We start from the raw sequence: 16,214 nt of genomic DNA on the forward strand, positions 1-16,214 counted from the left end.
AGCGCAAATCAACAGGCCAAATCGAACCAGCCAAAAAATATAAAAAGAGGACTGTCCCAATTATTTATAAAATGTTGGTGTGGCACCTTTCATTTTACAAGAAAAGAAAAGACGACTTTTTTGTTTTTTTTAATTTGGCTATTTGGTGCCCAAAACTATAGATTGCACCCTGTTGATTGGAGCGGAAGGCGCGAAGACTCCTGCGGGATGTAGAGGTCTCGGGAGACCCCGCAGGCCAAGCGCCGAGGAGCTTCCGGAACCTCCCCGCGGAAAGCGAAGCGCCAGGAGCGCAGATCAACAGGCCAAATCGAACCAGCCAAAAAATATAAAAAAGGGGCTGTCCAAAGTCAGTTACCTGACTTTTTGGACAGCCCCTTTATTTTTATAAACCAATTTTATCAACTTACTACCTACATTCACATCATTACGACCCATTTCCGGGCTCTTACACCCTATTTTCCTAAACTAATGACCCATTTATGGATGTTCATGGAAATACCAATAATAAAAACACACGAGATTTCCAAGCAGAAAAATTCGTGTGCTTTTGTATTTGATCACATATAACTTTCAATAATAGACCAGGCTTGGTCTTTCCCCTCACCTGTTTCTGAAGAGAACACAACAATATGGTCATCTTTTTCAAGCTGCAACGTTTCCTTCGTCACCTTAAGGTGCTTTTGCCATTTCCCCTTCGGAATCTTATCAGCCTTTGTAGCAATGACGATGCATGGTATTCCATAATGCTTTAAAAAGTCATACATCATGACATCGTCCTCTGTTGGCGGATGACGTAGGTCTACAATCATAACCACTGCTCGCAACTGCTCCCGGGTTGTAAAATAAGTCTCAATCATTCTCCCCCAAGCAGCGCGCTCGGTTTTGGAAACTTTTGCATAACCATAGCCGGGAACATCAACAAAATGTAAAACTTCATTAATAAGGTAAAAGTTCAATGTTTGGGTCTTGCCTGGTTTAGAAGAAATTCTTGCTAAGCCTTTGCGGTTCAGCAATCGATTAATAAACGACGACTTTCCCACATTGCTTCGGCCGGCAAGGGCAAATTCAGGCAAATCGGTGGCCGGATATTGGTCCGGCTTCACCGCACTAATTACAATATCGGAGCTTACAACCTTCATTTTGCTCCTCCCTCTAAGAGGGCATGCTTGAGAACTTCATCTAAATGAGACACAGGGACAAATTCAAGTTCACTACGAACACTCTCTGGAATATCATCAATATCGATTTCATTTTCCTTTGGCAAAATGACCTTGGTTAAACCGGCTCGGTGGGCACTGAGGGTTTTCTCCTTCAACCCGCCAATCGGCAGCACCCGGCCACGTAGAGTAATTTCACCTGTCATGCCCACTTCACGGCGGATAGGCTTACCTGTTAAGGCAGATACCAAGGCCGTGGCAATCGTGATTCCTGCTGAAGGGCCATCTTTTGGCACGGCGCCTTCCGGGACGTGAATATGGATATCGTATTTTTCATGAAAATCCTCATCAATCCCAAGTTCCTTCGCTTTTGAACGCACATAGCTAAACGCAGCTTGCGCTGATTCCTTCATTACATCGCCCAATTTACCTGTCAGTACGAGCTTGCCTTTTCCAGGAGCCAACGACACCTCAATTTGCAAGGTATCTCCGCCAACCGTTGTATAGGCTAGACCTGTTGCAACACCGACTTGGTCTTCTGCCTCTGCTTGGCCATAGCGGAATCTTGGTTTTCCAAGGAAGTCTTCGACTGTTTTCTCCGTTACAACCACCCGCTTCTTCTCTCCGGAAACGATAATCTTGGCCGTCTTCCGGCAGATAGTAGCCATTTGCCGCTCCAAGCTCCGTACTCCTGCTTCACGGGTATAATAACGAACCACTTTTAAAATAGCATCATCGCGAACCTGCAGGGCACTTTTGGATAGACCATTTTCTTTAATCTGCTTTGGAAGCAGGTGGTCTCTCGTAATATGAACTTTTTCAAGCTCCGTGTAGCCCGCAATCGTGATGATTTCCATCCGGTCCAATAGCGGTCCTGGGATGGTGCTAAGATTATTAGCGGTGGCGATAAACATGACCTTTGATAGGTCATAGGATTCTTCAATATAATGGTCACTGAAATTCGCATTTTGTTCAGGGTCTAACACTTCTAAAAGGGCACTAGATGGATCGCCACGGAAATCACTGGACATTTTATCAATTTCATCGAGTAAAAATACCGGATTAATCGTTCCTGCCTTTTTCATGCCCTGGATAATCCGACCAGGCATGGCACCAACATAAGTTCTGCGGTGACCGCGAATTTCCGATTCATCTCGGATTCCGCCTAGTGAAACCCGGACAAAATTTCGATTAAGCGAACTGGCAATCGATTTGGCCAAACTGGTTTTTCCGACCCCTGGAGGTCCTGCCAAACAAAGAATCGGCCCTTTTAGAGAATTGGTGAGCTTTTGCACGGCTAAATACTCAAGAACACGTTCTTTCACTTTTTCAAGTCCATAATGCTCTTCGTTGAGGATTCTTTCAGCGCGGGCAATATCGATATTGTCGTCTGTTTTTTTCGACCATGGCAGCGAAATGAGCCATTCAATATAATTGCGAATTACTCCGCTTTCAGCAGAACTAGATGGCACTTTTTCATAGCGGTCCAATTCTTTCATCGCTGCATTTCTGACATGTTCCGGCATGCCGGCATCCTCAATTTTTTTGGTCAGGTCGGCAATTTCACCAGTTTTTCCTTCTTTATCGCCTAATTCCTTCTGAATCGCTTTCATCTGCTCACGCAAATAATATTCTTTCTGTGTACGTTCCATTGAACGCTTGACACGTTGGCCGATCTTCTTTTCGAGATTCAGCACTTCTTTTTCGTTATAAATGATATCAATAACCGTATTCATCCGCTGTTTGACATCAAGTGTTTCAAGGATTTCTTGTTTTTCCTTTAACTTGATTGGCAAATGGGATGCAATGATATCTGCCATGCGACCTGGTTCCTCAATATCCGTCACAGACGCAAATGTTTCAGCAGAGATTTTTTTCGAAAGTTTTATGTATTGTTCAAAATAATCAAGCATCGTTCGCATTAATGCTTGGTCTTCAACATCCTTTGTTTCTGGATCTTCATATGTTACAACGCTGACAGAGTAATAATCCTCTTCATCTTGTAATGAAATCACCTCCGCCCTGTTTAAACCCTCAACTAAAACCCGAATCGTACCGTTTGGAAGTTTAAGCATTTGCTTAACCTTTGTTAAGGTTCCAAACTTGTATAAATCCTCTTCGGTTGGCTCATCTATAGAGACATCCTTTTGAGTGGTCAAGAAAATTAAGTGGTCATCTACCATTGCTTTTTCGAGTGCTTGCACAGACCGTTCACGGCCTACATCTAAATGAAGCACCATTGTCGGATAAACAAGCAATCCTCGAAGCGGCAGGAGGGGGACGATCAATTCATTCTGTTTCGCCATAAAACTGCACCTCCACGAACTAAAAAATAGAAACATTCCAGCATTTGCGGAATAGTCTTTGTACAATTCTATCTCATTTATATTTACGTGTCTATCTTTTGAGATAGCGTAATTTCTCCTTAAATTAGCTTTCCCATTGACCCAAAAAATACTAAGAAATATCGGGGCCTGTCCCCCATTGCTTTACCACGTTAAAGGAGTGGGGGACAGGCCCCACTCCTAGATGGATTCTTTTTTGGTTAGTTCGATTGAGGCTGGTATGACACTGTTTTGGGTAAATTCTTTGACTAGGGCGATATCGAACACTTCGTGTAGGTGGGTGACTGGGATGATCCGGATGCCGTCCACCTCGTTGAGGAGTGTTTGCATATTTTCTTCTGGGATGATGACCGTTTTGGCCCCGGCCTTTTTCGCGGCCTTTACTTTTGGATAAACCCCGCCGATTGGCTTCACATTTCCGTGAATGCTAATTTCTCCAGTCATGGCGACGGTGTTATCAATCGGTATTTTGTAAATTGCCGAGTAAATCCCTGTGGCCATGGCAATTCCAGCAGAAGGTCCGTCAATCGGCACACCACCAGGGAAATTCACATGGATATCATAGTCATTGGCTGGTACCCCCATGGATCGCAGTACAGTAATGACATTCTCAATCGAGCCGCGGGCCATACTTTTACGGCGAATTGACTTGCCTTGCCCGCCAATACTTTCTTCTTCCACAATACCGGTAATATTTATCGACCCTTTTTCTTTGGCCGGTATGACCGTTACTTCGATTTCCAGCAATGCTCCTGAGTTCGGACCATACACAGCCAGTCCGTTAACCAACCCAACCTGGGCCTCTTCGTTAATCATTCGTTCCATTCTAGGCGTTAACTGGCTTGATTGAATGACCCACTCAATGTCTTCGTCTTTGATATAGCTTCGATCCTCGGTAATCGCAAGCCCTGCTGCGATTTGAATCATATTCACTGTTTCCCGTCCATTTCTCGCATAGGTGGAAAGCGTTTGAATGCCTGATTCATGAATTTCCATATTGACTTTGTCCGCAGCCTTTTTGGCTACTGTCATAATCTCTTCCTGTGTTAAATCTCTGAAAAATACCTCCATACACCGCGACCGGATTGCTGGTGGTATTTCACTTGGGGTTCTAGTAGTCGCTCCAATTAATCTGAAATCAGCCGGCAGCCCATTTTTAAAAATATCATGTATGTGTGAAGGAATTTGTGTATTTTCCTCATGATAATAGGCACTTTCTAAATATACTTTTCTGTCCTCTAAAACTTTTAACAGCTTGTTCATTTGAATCGGGTGCAATTCTCCAATTTCATCAATAAACAGCACCCCGCCATGCGCATTCGTGACAGCGCCTTGCTTAGGCTGTGGAATTCCTGCTTGTCCCATAGCACCGGCTCCTTGATAAATCGGGTCGTGCACCGATCCGATTAATGGGTCGGCAATCCCTCTTTCATCGAACCGGGCAGTCGTCGCATCCAACTCGATAAATACCGAATCACGTTTAAAGGGTGATTTTGAATTTTTCTTTGCTTCCTCCAATACCAGCCGGGCTGCCGCAGTTTTACCGACCCCTGGCGGTCCATAGATAATAACGTGCTGCGGGTTCGGTCCGCATAGAGCCGCTTTTAATGACTTAATCCCATCCTCCTGGCCAACAATGTCTTTAAAGCTAGTAGGACGTACCTTTTCAGATAAAGGTTCCGTTAATGAAATCGATCTCATTTTTCGCAGCTGTTCCATTTCTTTGCGTGATTCACGGTCAATAGATACCTTTTGTGTCCGCTGATTTTTTAAAAGGTTCCAAAAATATAGGCCGATAATAATCCCAAAAAACAGCTGAATAAATAAAGCAATCCCCGTCCAACTCATCAATTTTCCCTCCTACACCTTATAACTCTTTCGTATCGATAGTAATAAGTATTTCCTGCAGGAAAGCGGAATAAACCCAATTCAAAAAAAGATAGGTAATTCAGCATGGATAAAACTCGACGATAGGATAAGTTGAAAAAATACCTTATAAAGACAGCAAAAGGACTTGGCTTTCACCAAGTCCTTTTTATTTATGCTGATTTTTCTTCAGCCACTACTGTTCCGTCTTCTAAGACAAGCTTTGGAGCTCCATTGTCGGCAACAGTTTCACTTGTAATAATACATTTTGAGATATCATTGCGAGATGGCAGGTCAAACATAACATCCAGCATAATCCCTTCAATGATAGAGCGTAGACCACGGGCACCTGTTTTACGTTCAATTGCCTTTTTGGCAATTTCTTTTAGGGCACCTTCTTCAAATTCTAGCTCAACATCATCGATTTCAAGCATTTTTTGATATTGCTTGACAAGTGCATTTTTTGGCTTGGTCAAAATTTCAATTAATGCTTCCTCATCCAACTGCTCGAGGCTGGCAATAACTGGTAGACGACCGATGAATTCTGGGATTAAACCAAAACGTAACAGGTCTTCTGGAAGCACTTTTGATAACAGCTCTTTTTGGCTTATTTCCTGCTGCTTCACGTCAGCGCCAAATCCAATTACCTTTTGACCTAAACGGCGTTTAATAATCGGCTCAATGCCATCGAATGCACCACCGCATATAAACAGAATGTTGGTGGTATCGATTTGAATAAATTCTTGATGCGGATGTTTTCTTCCACCTTGAGGCGGAACACTAGCAACCGTACCTTCAAGAATTTTTAACAATGCCTGCTGAACACCTTCACCGGATACATCGCGAGTAATCGATGGGTTTTCAGACTTGCGGGCAATTTTATCAATTTCATCAATATAAATAATGCCTTTTTCAGCCTTTTCTACGTCATAATCAGCTGCTTGAATTAATTTTAGCAAGATGTTTTCAACATCTTCCCCAACATAGCCTGCCTCAGTGAGCGATGTCGCATCAGCGATTGCAAAAGGCACATTTAAAATTCGCGCCAGTGTTTGAGCTAGCAAGGTTTTACCGCTGCCAGTAGGTCCAATCATACATATGTTACTCTTGGAAAGCTCAACATCATCAATTTTGCTGTTAGAGTTAATACGCTTATAGTGGTTGTACACTGCTACAGACAATGATTTCTTCGCTTTATCCTGACCGATTACATACTCATCTAGAATTTCGCAAATTTCTCTCGGCTTTGGAACATCCTTAAATTCCACTTCTTCTTCTGTTCCGAGCTCTTCTTCTACGATTTCTGTGCAAAGTTCAATACACTCATCACATATATATACTCCCGGACCAGCTACTAATTTGCGGACTTGGTCCTGTGTCTTGCCACAGAATGAACACTTTAATTGTCCTTTTTCATCATTAAATTTAAACAAACCTTTCACCCCTTGAAAAAACATTTAGATGCAGTATTTTAAATCGCGAATCCTAACAAATTCCGATATTTTACTATTACGTCAATGGTATGTATTTTGCATTGTAACACATTTAATCGGCAGACCGGAAATAATTAGCTTGATACAAAATATGTTTCTAGGATCGTTAGGATTCGCAGCAAAAACATATGTACCCAAATAATCATAACCATTTTTCCAAAAAATAAATCGGGCTATCCTTGGAATTATTTAATTCGCTTTCAATCGAAATTATTCCTGCCTGCTTATGAAAAAGGTTTCCCTGTCCTTATTATAATATGTAATTGAAAAAATGTATAAAGAAAACTCGCCGTCTGGCAAACCCGAAAGGGAGCTGACAGAGGCGAAATTGCCCTTAACGTTATGGAAGTAAAGCTTTCGACAAAAAGTTTATACTTCCGTATTAGCTAAAATAAGGCACGACTGAAATCGTGCCTTACCTTATTATGTTAAATATATTTTACGACATAGTTCGAGCCTGCGAAAACGGGCAGTCTCATCCCTAGAAATTACTTCTTATTTTCAATTAGGAAATCAATTGCTTTTTGAAGTCTAAGGTCAGCCTTGATTCCTTCAGTTCCGCCTAGGGCAGCTTTAATATTGTCAACAGTCATGTTGTACATGCCAGCCATTTTTTCAAGCTCTGCATTAACATCTTCTTCTGTTGCTTCTAGGTTTTCTGCATTAGCAATTGCTTCTAATACTAAGTTTACACGAACACGCTTCGTTGCATCTTCTTTCATTTGTTCGCGAAGGGCAGCCTCATCTTGGCCTGAGAATTGATAATAAAGCTCAAGGTTCATCCCTTGCATTTGCAAACGTTGTTCGAATTCTTGAAGCATGCGGTTTGTTTCGCTTTCAACCATCACGTCAGGAATTTCTACTTCTGCATTGGCTGCAGCTTGATCAATTACTGAATCTTGAATGTGGTGCTCTGCTTCATGGTTTTTGCTGTCTTGAAGACGAGTTCTAATTTTTTCTTTTAATGCATCTAATGTTTCAACTTCATCGTCAGCATCTTTTGCAAACTCATCATCTAATTCAGGAAGTTCTTTTCCTTTTACTTCATGAACAGTCACTTTAAAGGTTGCAGGTTTGCCTGCAAGCTCAGCTGCATGGTATTCTTCAGGGAAGTTTACTTCCACATCTTTAGATTCGCCAGCTTTCACACCAACAAGTTGCTCTTCAAAGCCTGGGATGAAAGAACCTGTTCCTAACTCAAGAGAGTAGTTATCTGCTTTTCCACCTTCAAATGCTTCTCCATCAACAAATCCTTCAAAATCGATCACAACAGTATCACCGTTTTCAGCAGGTTCGTCTTCTTTTACGACTAATTCTGCATGGCGGCTTTGAAGTTGTTCCAATTCTTTTTGAACATCTTCGTCCGTAACAGTTGTATCAAAAGCTTCTACTTCAAGGCCTTTGTAATCGCCTAATTTCACTTCAGGCTTCACTTGTACAGTCGCTTTGAAAGTAAAATCTTTATCTTTGCCCATTTGCTCAAGGTCAAAGTCAACATTTTCCGGTTGTGCAATTGGCTCAATGCCTGTTTCGTCGATTGCACTCATATAAGCTTCTGGAAAAATGATGTCTAAAGTATCTTGGAATAAAGACTCAATACCAAAACGCTTTTCAAACATTGCACGAGGCATTTTCCCTTTACGGAAGCCAGGAACGTTGATTTGTTTTACCACTTTTTTGAACGCAGCGTCTAAGCCTTCGTTAACTTTTTCTGCACTTACATCAAATGTAAGTACGCCGCGGTTTCCTTCTAACTTTTCCCAATTTGCAGTCATACCTATTTTCCCTCCAACATCTATTCCTTTTTTCATTCACAACAAATTTACTGTAGATATGCCCTGTCGAACCAAGCCAATTTCTACTTTTTTATGTAAAAACTTTTCTTTTTACACAATGCAACCCTTACATTATACCACACGTTCAGTTTCTTTCAACATTTCATGCTATATATTGGGATAGGAAATTTTCTCTAATTCGATAATTTGCTCCATTGCCTGATTGATTTCAGCTGGCAAAGCCTCGAATTCTTCTGCTATTTCCTGTATTTCCGCTTCGATACCCAAATATTCAAATCCAAGGAGAATAAAGGCTGCTGCCCAGGCAGTAAGATTGTTCGGCTCCAAATCAAAGGGATAACTGATAAAATAAATCCGTTCCACCAGTGCAATAATATTCCCAAATAGGACCGGGTCCTTATTCTCCAAGCTCTCTGCTACAAGATCCTTTACGGCGAGCATTTCCGGTATCATTCTAGCATCTAGAAGAAGTGCCGGTTTCACTTGTTTTTCCTGATTAAATTTTCTAACAACCATGTCACTGTCGATCTCCTGCTCCTTCAACAGTGTTAATAGAACTGTCTTCAGCAGCGGATGTCCGGTCTCTGTTTTTAAGTATTCTTCCATCTCAGATACATAGGGGCGGATATTTTTGTCCGCCAAGCTCGATACGAGTAGCATTTGTTCATTAAGGTCAGTCAGCTTTAAAAGATTTAGTGACTGAGGCCCAGGTTCGTCCTGTTCAGGTCCATCTGCAGACGGCTGATGATTTTCAGCCATTTTCCTACTAAACTGCAGGATGTTCATAAAATGGGACAGCTTTTCCGGAATAATCTCCTTTTCCTCTAACAGCGCTTCAATGGTGGTGACAATTTCTTGGTACTCATGGAGCTGTATCAGTACCGTTAAATACAAGTCGACCATTTTATAATAGTCGCCAATGCCCTTTAACAGCATGTCCTTTGCCAGAACCTTTGCTTTTTGATAGGCAGCTGCTTCGAAATAAGCAAGTACAAGACCAATTAAGATTTCATCATTATCAGGATCCAACTCCATCGCTTCCTCTAGCAAAGCGATGGCTTCGGAGTACTTTCTCGCCTGCAGGCTGTCCAGACCTTTGGCTGTTAACCTCTTTTCAACGCCGGGAAAGAAAATTACATTGTCTTTTCGTTTCACTTGTTCCCGCTTTTTCATAAAAAACCGTCCTTCAAATGTCATTGGAAAATAGTGTATCATAAAGCGTGCATAAAAAAAACTCACCATACGGGTGAGTTAATTTCTGGTATGTAGTATGGCGTCCCAGGAGAGATTCGAACTCCCGACCGTACGCTTAGAAGGCGTATGCTCTATCCGGCTGAGCTACTGGGACATTGAGTGTATCAGTGTATCAAAGACAAGATTCATTATATTACCCTAACAACTTAATGTCAACAGGTTTTTGCCAACTTTTTTAAAAAGGGGAAGAGCCAAAGCTCCCCCTTGAATTAGTTAAAAGGTAAACTCCTTGGACAAGCTGTCCAGCTTCCGTCCGGAATCGTCATAAACGGTCAGTTTTACCGAATCTTTGTCCACATCGAGAATACAATACGTTTTTTCTACACGACCGCGCGGCAAGCGGACGCTGCCCGGATTTAAAAATAAAATTCCGTCCACTAATTCTGCTCCTAATTCATGTGAATGTCCAAAACAAACGATATCGGCACTGACCTCTTGGGCCTTGTATTTTAAATTCATTAACGAATATTTCACATCATAATGATGTCCATGTGTTATGTAAAACTTTTTGCCCCCCACATTGGTGATCAGCTCTTGTGGATACTTGCCAAAATCACAATTCCCACCCACTGTAAAGTATCCAGAAATCGCTGGGTCATCAGGCAGGAGCTGTGAATCGCCGCAATGAATCAGGAGATCTACTTCCTTAAGATGCCGTTCCCGAATGACTTGAAGTTCCTTCGTTAAACCATGGCTGTCACTGATTACTAGTACTTTACTCATTGCCAATCCGCTCTTTCTAAAAGGTCATCTAATACAGCATCTAACTTTTTCAGTGCATTCGCTCGGTGGCTGATTTTATTTTTTTCATCAGAAGTAAGTTCCGCCATGCTCACTCCTTGGTCCGGAACATAAAATACCGGGTCGTAGCCAAATCCATTCGTCCCTCTAGGCTCCTCTAAAATTCTGCCTTCACAAGTACCATGTACCGTGAACGTTTCCCGGCCGGGGATCGCAGTTGCCAGTGCACAATAGAACCTCGCAGTCCGTTTTTCTTCCGGTACATCTTGAAGCTCAGATAAAAGTTTATTGGTGTTGTTTTGGTCATTTTTCGGCTCCCCGGCATATCGGGCTGAAAAAATACCAGGTCTTCCATCCAGTGCGTCCACCATTAATCCCGAATCATCTCCAATGACCATTCGATTCAATGTTTTCGAAATCGTTTCTGCTTTTAAAATGGCATTTTCCTCAAATGTCGAACCAGTCTCTTCGACCTCAGGAATATCCGGAAAGTCAAGCAAAGTCCGCACTGCAATCCCTCTTGGCGCAAAAATATGTTCAAATTCCCTTGCTTTTCCCGGATTTTTTGTTGCTATAATTACTTCTTTCATGATAATCGCCTCTTTTTTCAAAAATTAGCCATTGAAGCTGGCTAGTTTACTTGGCCCTTATATTCTCTATTTTTTGCGATATTTCCTCACCGAGCGCTGCTTTTTGATATTCAAATAATTCCATCAAACCTTCCTGGGCAGCATGCAACAAGCTATGGAGTTGATCATAAGAAAAAGTGGATTCTTCACCCGTTCCTTGCAATTCTACAAATTCTCCTTTGCCCGTCATGACCACATTCATATCCACATGTGCCTTGGAATCTTCTCGATAATTGAGGTCAAGCACCGTCTGATTATCTTGGAGGATTCCCACACTTGTAGCAGCTAAATAATCAGTAATTGGGAACCTTGGCAATGACCGCTTTTTGGTAAGACCATTCAAGGCAAATGCCATTGCAACAAACGCCCCTGTAATGGAAGCGGTCCTGGTGCCTCCATCGGCCTGGATGACGTCACAGTCAATCCAAACGGTTCTTTCACCAAGTGCTTGTAGGTCAACCACCGCTCTAAGCGCCCGGCCGATTAACCGTTGGATTTCCATTGTCCTCCCAGAAACCTTCCCTTTTGAGGATTCTCGGATATTCCTTGTTTCGGTTGCCCGGGGAAGCATGGAATATTCAGCCGTAATCCAGCCTTTCCCTTCTCCTCTCATGAATGGAGGTACACGTTCCTCAATGCTTGCTGTGCAAATAACCTTCGTGTTTCCGACGGAAATAAGAACGGAACCTTCCGGATGCATTAAATAATTGGTTTCAATATGTATGGGTCTTAATTGAAGCAATTCTCTTCCATCTACGCGCACGATTCTGCCTCCTCTATGCTTCGGTAAAAGAATAATAACTTATAAATTAAATTAAGAAAGAGGCGCGGCTTCAAGCCTGCCTCTTTCCTTGCCATTATATAGTATATCAAAAATGGTTTCTTAAAAACTACCCGTATTGACTTTTTCTGGCCGCGTTACTGGCTCTGATAGCTTTTTACCTTGGTCATTTTTCAACCCCGCCTTGCCATCCACCTGTACAGCTACTTTTTGTACCCCTTTTTGTTCCGTTAAAGAAAGAACTAAGGCATCAAGCAAATGCTGGGATATCACTTTTTCTTCAAAGCTGCCATAAATATTTTTATCAAAGTTTAAGGTAACAGTACCATCCTTGTATTTCGCATCGAGAAGTTTTGCATCCGGCATAAACTCCGAGACAAGGTTGGATTGGTCACTCGGTCCTTTAATTAATTCATTGACTGCCGCCGTTATCGGATCCTTCTCCTTGTTTGAAACCCTGCGTGTAACCGGCACATAGTAATAAGAACCTTCTTCGCCGCCAATATAATAAACGGTGATCGGCTTCGTGTTCGTTATATCAATGACGTCTGTCGTATCCAGATTAATTCCTGTGGCCCTAGTCAGATGATCGCTAATTGGCGTCCCATTAACAGGCATTTCTGTCAGTTCATGTCCGTTCATTTTTAATTTCACGGATTTAACATTGTCAAATTGCGTCAACGTCCAAGTGACAGATTGTAGGATTTTCATTTCATCCTCGGGCTGATAATTTTTAAATTCCTTTGAAAAATTAACCGTTGCCACCCCATCTTTGATATCAACACTAAGTTCTGTGTCTTCTGGCAACACTGCTTTGAAATCATTCGGCAGCAGGTCGGTTACCGGACCATTGACCACTAGGTACTGAAGTGCTTGTGTTGCGACTGATTTGGTTTTCGGCAGATTTAATGTTTGCGGGACTACGTACCCATTCTTATCCATGAGATATAGCTCCGTTTTAATTGTGTTTTCTGTATTTTCTTTGCCCTCTGTTGTCTTGTTGCTTGTGTCTTTTTCCTCCACCGTAACAGATGTTTTTGGCGGATCAATCTTCTTTTGTGTCTCCGTTTCAAACAAGCCGCAGCCGGATAATAATACGGAAGCCGTTAGCACAGTGGAACCAATAATTTTCCCTTTATGTTTGAACATATTTTTCCCCCCAAAGACAGTTTGTACTATCATATATACGAGCCTTGAAAAATTTTAGACCGTCTTGGGAAAAAAAATTGGACAAAACCTCATTCTTTATAAAAATAAGTCCCGAAGAAAAATCGGAGCTTACTTTTATAATTTAATTTTTTTCACATGGTCGACTGGGAAACCCAGCCATTGGGAAGCAATTTTGGAAAAAATCCATCTAGAACCAGTTGTGTAAAATTCATGTTCTGGTTCTACTTCATCTGATTCTAAAATTCCATTATACTGAAGAATTGCACTGACTTCGCGAGCCGTCTCGTCACCGGAACTAATCACATGAACTTTCTCGCCCATAACATGTTTAACCAAAGGTTCGAGGAGAGGATAATGGGTGCAGCCCAAAATAAGTGTATCTAAATGATCATGTAATAGACATTGCAGCGATTCATTGACAATTCTTTCTGCAATGGGCCCTTCATATTCACCGCTCTCAACGAGAGGAACAAATTTTGGACAAGCATGGGCTTTTACATAAAGACGGCTGTTTAAAGATTTAAGTGCTTTTTCATAGGCCCCGCTTTTGACGGTACCTTCTGTGCCAATAATGCCAACCCGATAATTTTTGGTCCGCTTGATGGCTGCCCTCGCCCCTGGATTAATGACTCCAATAACTGGGATGGATAATTCTTTTCGTATATCATCTAATGCTGCCGCTGTTGCTGTGTTACAAGCAATCACAAGCATTTTAATATTTTTTTCTAATAAAAAGTTCGTCAATTCCCATGTAAACCGCCTTACTTCATTCGTTGACCTTGGTCCATACGGACAGCGCTTTGTGTCACCCAAGTAAATGATTTTTTCATTCGGCAGCTGCCTCATTACCTCTTTGGCAACGGTCAGTCCGCCAACACCGGAATCAATCACACCGATAGCTTGCTTCAAAACTTTTCGCCCCATTTTTAGCTTATGGGCTGACTCGAGACAGACAACACCCCAAAATACTTGGTTCGGATCACGAACCGAAGAGCCTCTTGCCATGAGCCCGCCTCATCGCCTAAATTCAACTGCGTCAGGACCCTTCTAATCTGCAGGAAAGGTCCTTTAACGCATTTCTTGATGTAATTTCACTAAACTGCTGGATAGGAGTTGAATTTCTTCAGATGAGAAATTTTTCAAGATTTCCACAAGATAAGCCTGACGTTGGTTAATCACTTCATTGATAATTCTCTTACCTTCATCAAGCAAATGAATTCTTACCACACGCCGGTCGTTCGTATCTTTAACCCGTTCAACTAAAAGATTTCGTTCCATTCGATCAATTAAATCGGTAGTCGTGCTGCAGGCCAAATACATTTTATTCGATAATTCACCAATTGTCATATCTCCGTCCTCAAAAAGCCATTGCAGAGCAACAAATTGCGGTGGGGTAATTTTATAGTTGTTTAAAATTTCCCGCCCCTTTTGCTTAACAATTCCTGAGATATACCGTAATTCTTTTTCAATTGTTCCCACAATTTCTGCATGGGGGGTTGAAAGATTTTCTAGTTCCATGAACCATACACTCCTAAAATATGCTTCTACTCAAGACTTGAGTATTAAAAAACATTTTTCGGCTGAACACGTCAAGCATGTCCTTATTTTCTACTTTTTTCTCTAAAATTTCAAGCTGGAACTTTTCATACCAAGCAGAACGAAGGTAGGTTATGTAACAAATAGGAATCTTCTTTATCTAGCATTCCAGTTTGCTAGACTATTAATAGCCCAGTTCCATCATTAATACGAAACGCTATTGAATGCGGATACCATTTATCTATGTAAATGTATGAACCGGCCTCCAAAACTGGATGCCGGTCATGTTTAAAGTTCTAGCTCTCCCATACGAAGGAGTTCTACAACTGCTTGTGATCGCCCCTTAACACCAAGCTTTTGCATAGCATTCGAAATATGGTTTCGAACTGTCTTTTCGCTTATAAATAATTCACTAGCGATTTCCTTTGTTGTTTTATCTTGTACTAACAGCTCGAATACTTCTCTTTCTCGTTTGGTGAGTAATGGCTTGTGAGTATAATCATTCTCCTTCAAGTATTGTGACCCTCCTTGCCTTCGCCAGTTATGCACCGGGGGTGGGTATATATTTAGTCAACATATCTTATGTGAACGATACACTTGTAGTGACTAAATCGCTTAAGAGAAATGATAAATTATAAAAGTTTTCCTTGTTTTTTTAAATTCTTCTAAAAATAGGCTCAATTATATATGGCTGTTGATTTCCGCTCCAGTCGCCCGCTTTCCGAGCAATAAAATAAAAAAGCCCCTTAGGAGCTTTTTGGCTTGGCATAGATAATATATCGTTTCGGCGCATTGCCTACATAGCGAAATGGATAGCAAGTCGTCACGATTAATTCCTCTTTTTGATTTTGCAGCGTAATAATACTGGTGTCATTTGATTTTACAATTTTAGTATCGGTAATTTCATAGGTAAAGTTTCCATTTGGCATTTTCACTTGAAAAGTATCACCAATCTTTAGCTCCCCTAAGTGGCGGAAAACAGTATCGCGATGTCCTGACAACACAATTTGCCCGTTATCTCCCGGAAAATAGGAACCTTTATAATGGCCAACTCCTTTTGCCAGATCATCTGGATCGGTGCCTTCAATAATCGCCAGTTCCGACTTTAACTTTGGAATCACCAAAAGGCCGACCGTATCTCCAAAACTTGGTGTTGGAGCAGCCTCGTCTGTTTTTTTATCGGTTTTAATAGGTTTTTCTTCTGAAACGAGCTTCTTTGCCTTCTCAACGGACGCGGCAGTTTGGACCTTCACATCAATCATTTGCCAAACACCAATTCCGATGATGATTAAGCCAATGAATATTATCAAAAGTGGAAACTTAGCTTTCACCTAACCGTACCTTCCTTTTTTTACAATTAGACTTGATAATCCAAGTATATCAAACGTAAGTGAATTGGACTATAAGAATATTCTAGATATGGACGTTAATCGAGTAGGAGGGGGT

At 41.6% G+C, this 16,214-nt stretch carries 14 protein-coding genes and 1 tRNA gene; all 15 read right to left on the reverse strand.

The window, feature by feature from the left end; genetic code table 11:
* Positions 1-557 precede the first annotated feature (557 nt).
* The 15 genes from yihA to BN2425_RS11575 all read right to left on the reverse strand — a co-directional run bounded on the left by yihA (position 558) and on the right by BN2425_RS11575 (position 16,099).
* Positions 558-1,139, reverse strand: coding sequence for a ribosome biogenesis GTP-binding protein YihA/YsxC (yihA, locus tag BN2425_RS11505; RefSeq protein ID WP_042459298.1), 582 nt, complete (start codon positions 1,137-1,139; stop codon positions 558-560).
* Positions 1,136-3,463 (reverse strand): endopeptidase La, encoded by a 2,328-nt coding sequence (gene lon, locus BN2425_RS11510; protein ID WP_042459301.1) that lies wholly within the window; start codon positions 3,461-3,463, stop codon positions 1,136-1,138. The genes yihA and lon overlap by 4 nt, the downstream gene beginning before the upstream one ends.
* A gap of 219 nt (positions 3,464-3,682) precedes the next feature.
* Entirely contained in the window at positions 3,683-5,350 is a 1,668-nt protein-coding gene (gene lonB, locus BN2425_RS11515; protein WP_042459304.1) for an ATP-dependent protease LonB, read from the reverse strand.
* Between the two features lie 191 nt (positions 5,351-5,541).
* The gene (clpX, locus tag BN2425_RS11520) at positions 5,542-6,801 is read right to left on the reverse strand and encodes an ATP-dependent protease ATP-binding subunit ClpX (protein WP_042459307.1); all 1,260 of its coding nucleotides are present in this window, start codon (positions 6,799-6,801) and stop codon (positions 5,542-5,544) included.
* Between the two features lie 548 nt (positions 6,802-7,349).
* On the reverse strand, positions 7,350-8,636 hold the full coding sequence (gene tig, locus BN2425_RS11525; protein WP_042459310.1) for a trigger factor: 1,287 nt from the start codon (positions 8,634-8,636) through the stop codon (positions 7,350-7,352).
* 168 nt (positions 8,637-8,804) lie between these two features.
* Positions 8,805-9,830, reverse strand: a complete 1,026-nt coding sequence (locus tag BN2425_RS11530; RefSeq protein WP_042459313.1) for a tetratricopeptide repeat protein — start codon at positions 9,828-9,830, stop codon at positions 8,805-8,807.
* 98 nt (positions 9,831-9,928) lie between these two features.
* A tRNA-Arg gene (locus BN2425_RS11535) sits at positions 9,929-10,005 on the reverse strand.
* A gap of 119 nt (positions 10,006-10,124) precedes the next feature.
* Complete coding sequence (locus BN2425_RS11540) at positions 10,125-10,634, reverse strand: metallophosphoesterase family protein (RefSeq protein ID WP_042459316.1); 510 nt, start codon at positions 10,632-10,634, stop codon at positions 10,125-10,127.
* A complete protein-coding gene (locus BN2425_RS11545; protein ID WP_042459318.1) occupies positions 10,631-11,242 on the reverse strand; it encodes an XTP/dITP diphosphatase in 612 nt (203 codons plus the stop codon). The genes BN2425_RS11540 and BN2425_RS11545 overlap by 4 nt, the downstream gene beginning before the upstream one ends.
* 46 nt (positions 11,243-11,288) lie before the next feature.
* Positions 11,289-12,044 (reverse strand): ribonuclease PH, encoded by a 756-nt coding sequence (rph, locus tag BN2425_RS11550; RefSeq protein ID WP_042459320.1) that lies wholly within the window; start codon positions 12,042-12,044, stop codon positions 11,289-11,291.
* Between the two features lie 120 nt (positions 12,045-12,164).
* Positions 12,165-13,211 (reverse strand): GerMN domain-containing protein, encoded by a 1,047-nt coding sequence (locus BN2425_RS11555; protein ID WP_042459323.1) that lies wholly within the window; start codon positions 13,209-13,211, stop codon positions 12,165-12,167.
* A gap of 135 nt (positions 13,212-13,346) precedes the next feature.
* Positions 13,347-14,141 (reverse strand): glutamate racemase, encoded by a 795-nt coding sequence (racE, locus tag BN2425_RS11560; RefSeq protein ID WP_042459333.1) that lies wholly within the window; start codon positions 14,139-14,141, stop codon positions 13,347-13,349.
* Between the two features lie 159 nt (positions 14,142-14,300).
* The gene (locus BN2425_RS11565) at positions 14,301-14,750 is read right to left on the reverse strand and encodes a MarR family winged helix-turn-helix transcriptional regulator (RefSeq protein WP_042459325.1); all 450 of its coding nucleotides are present in this window, start codon (positions 14,748-14,750) and stop codon (positions 14,301-14,303) included.
* A gap of 306 nt (positions 14,751-15,056) precedes the next feature.
* Entirely contained in the window at positions 15,057-15,281 is a 225-nt protein-coding gene (locus BN2425_RS11570; protein ID WP_042459328.1) for a helix-turn-helix domain-containing protein, read from the reverse strand.
* A 233-nt stretch (positions 15,282-15,514) separates the two neighbouring features.
* Positions 15,515-16,099, reverse strand: a complete 585-nt coding sequence (locus BN2425_RS11575) for a class D sortase (protein ID WP_042459330.1) — start codon at positions 16,097-16,099, stop codon at positions 15,515-15,517.
* Between the last annotated feature and the right edge of the window lie 115 nt (positions 16,100-16,214).

Source organism: Neobacillus dielmonensis (assembly GCF_000612665.1).
Lineage (GTDB): Bacteria > Bacillota > Bacilli > Bacillales > Cytobacillaceae > Neobacillus > Neobacillus dielmonensis.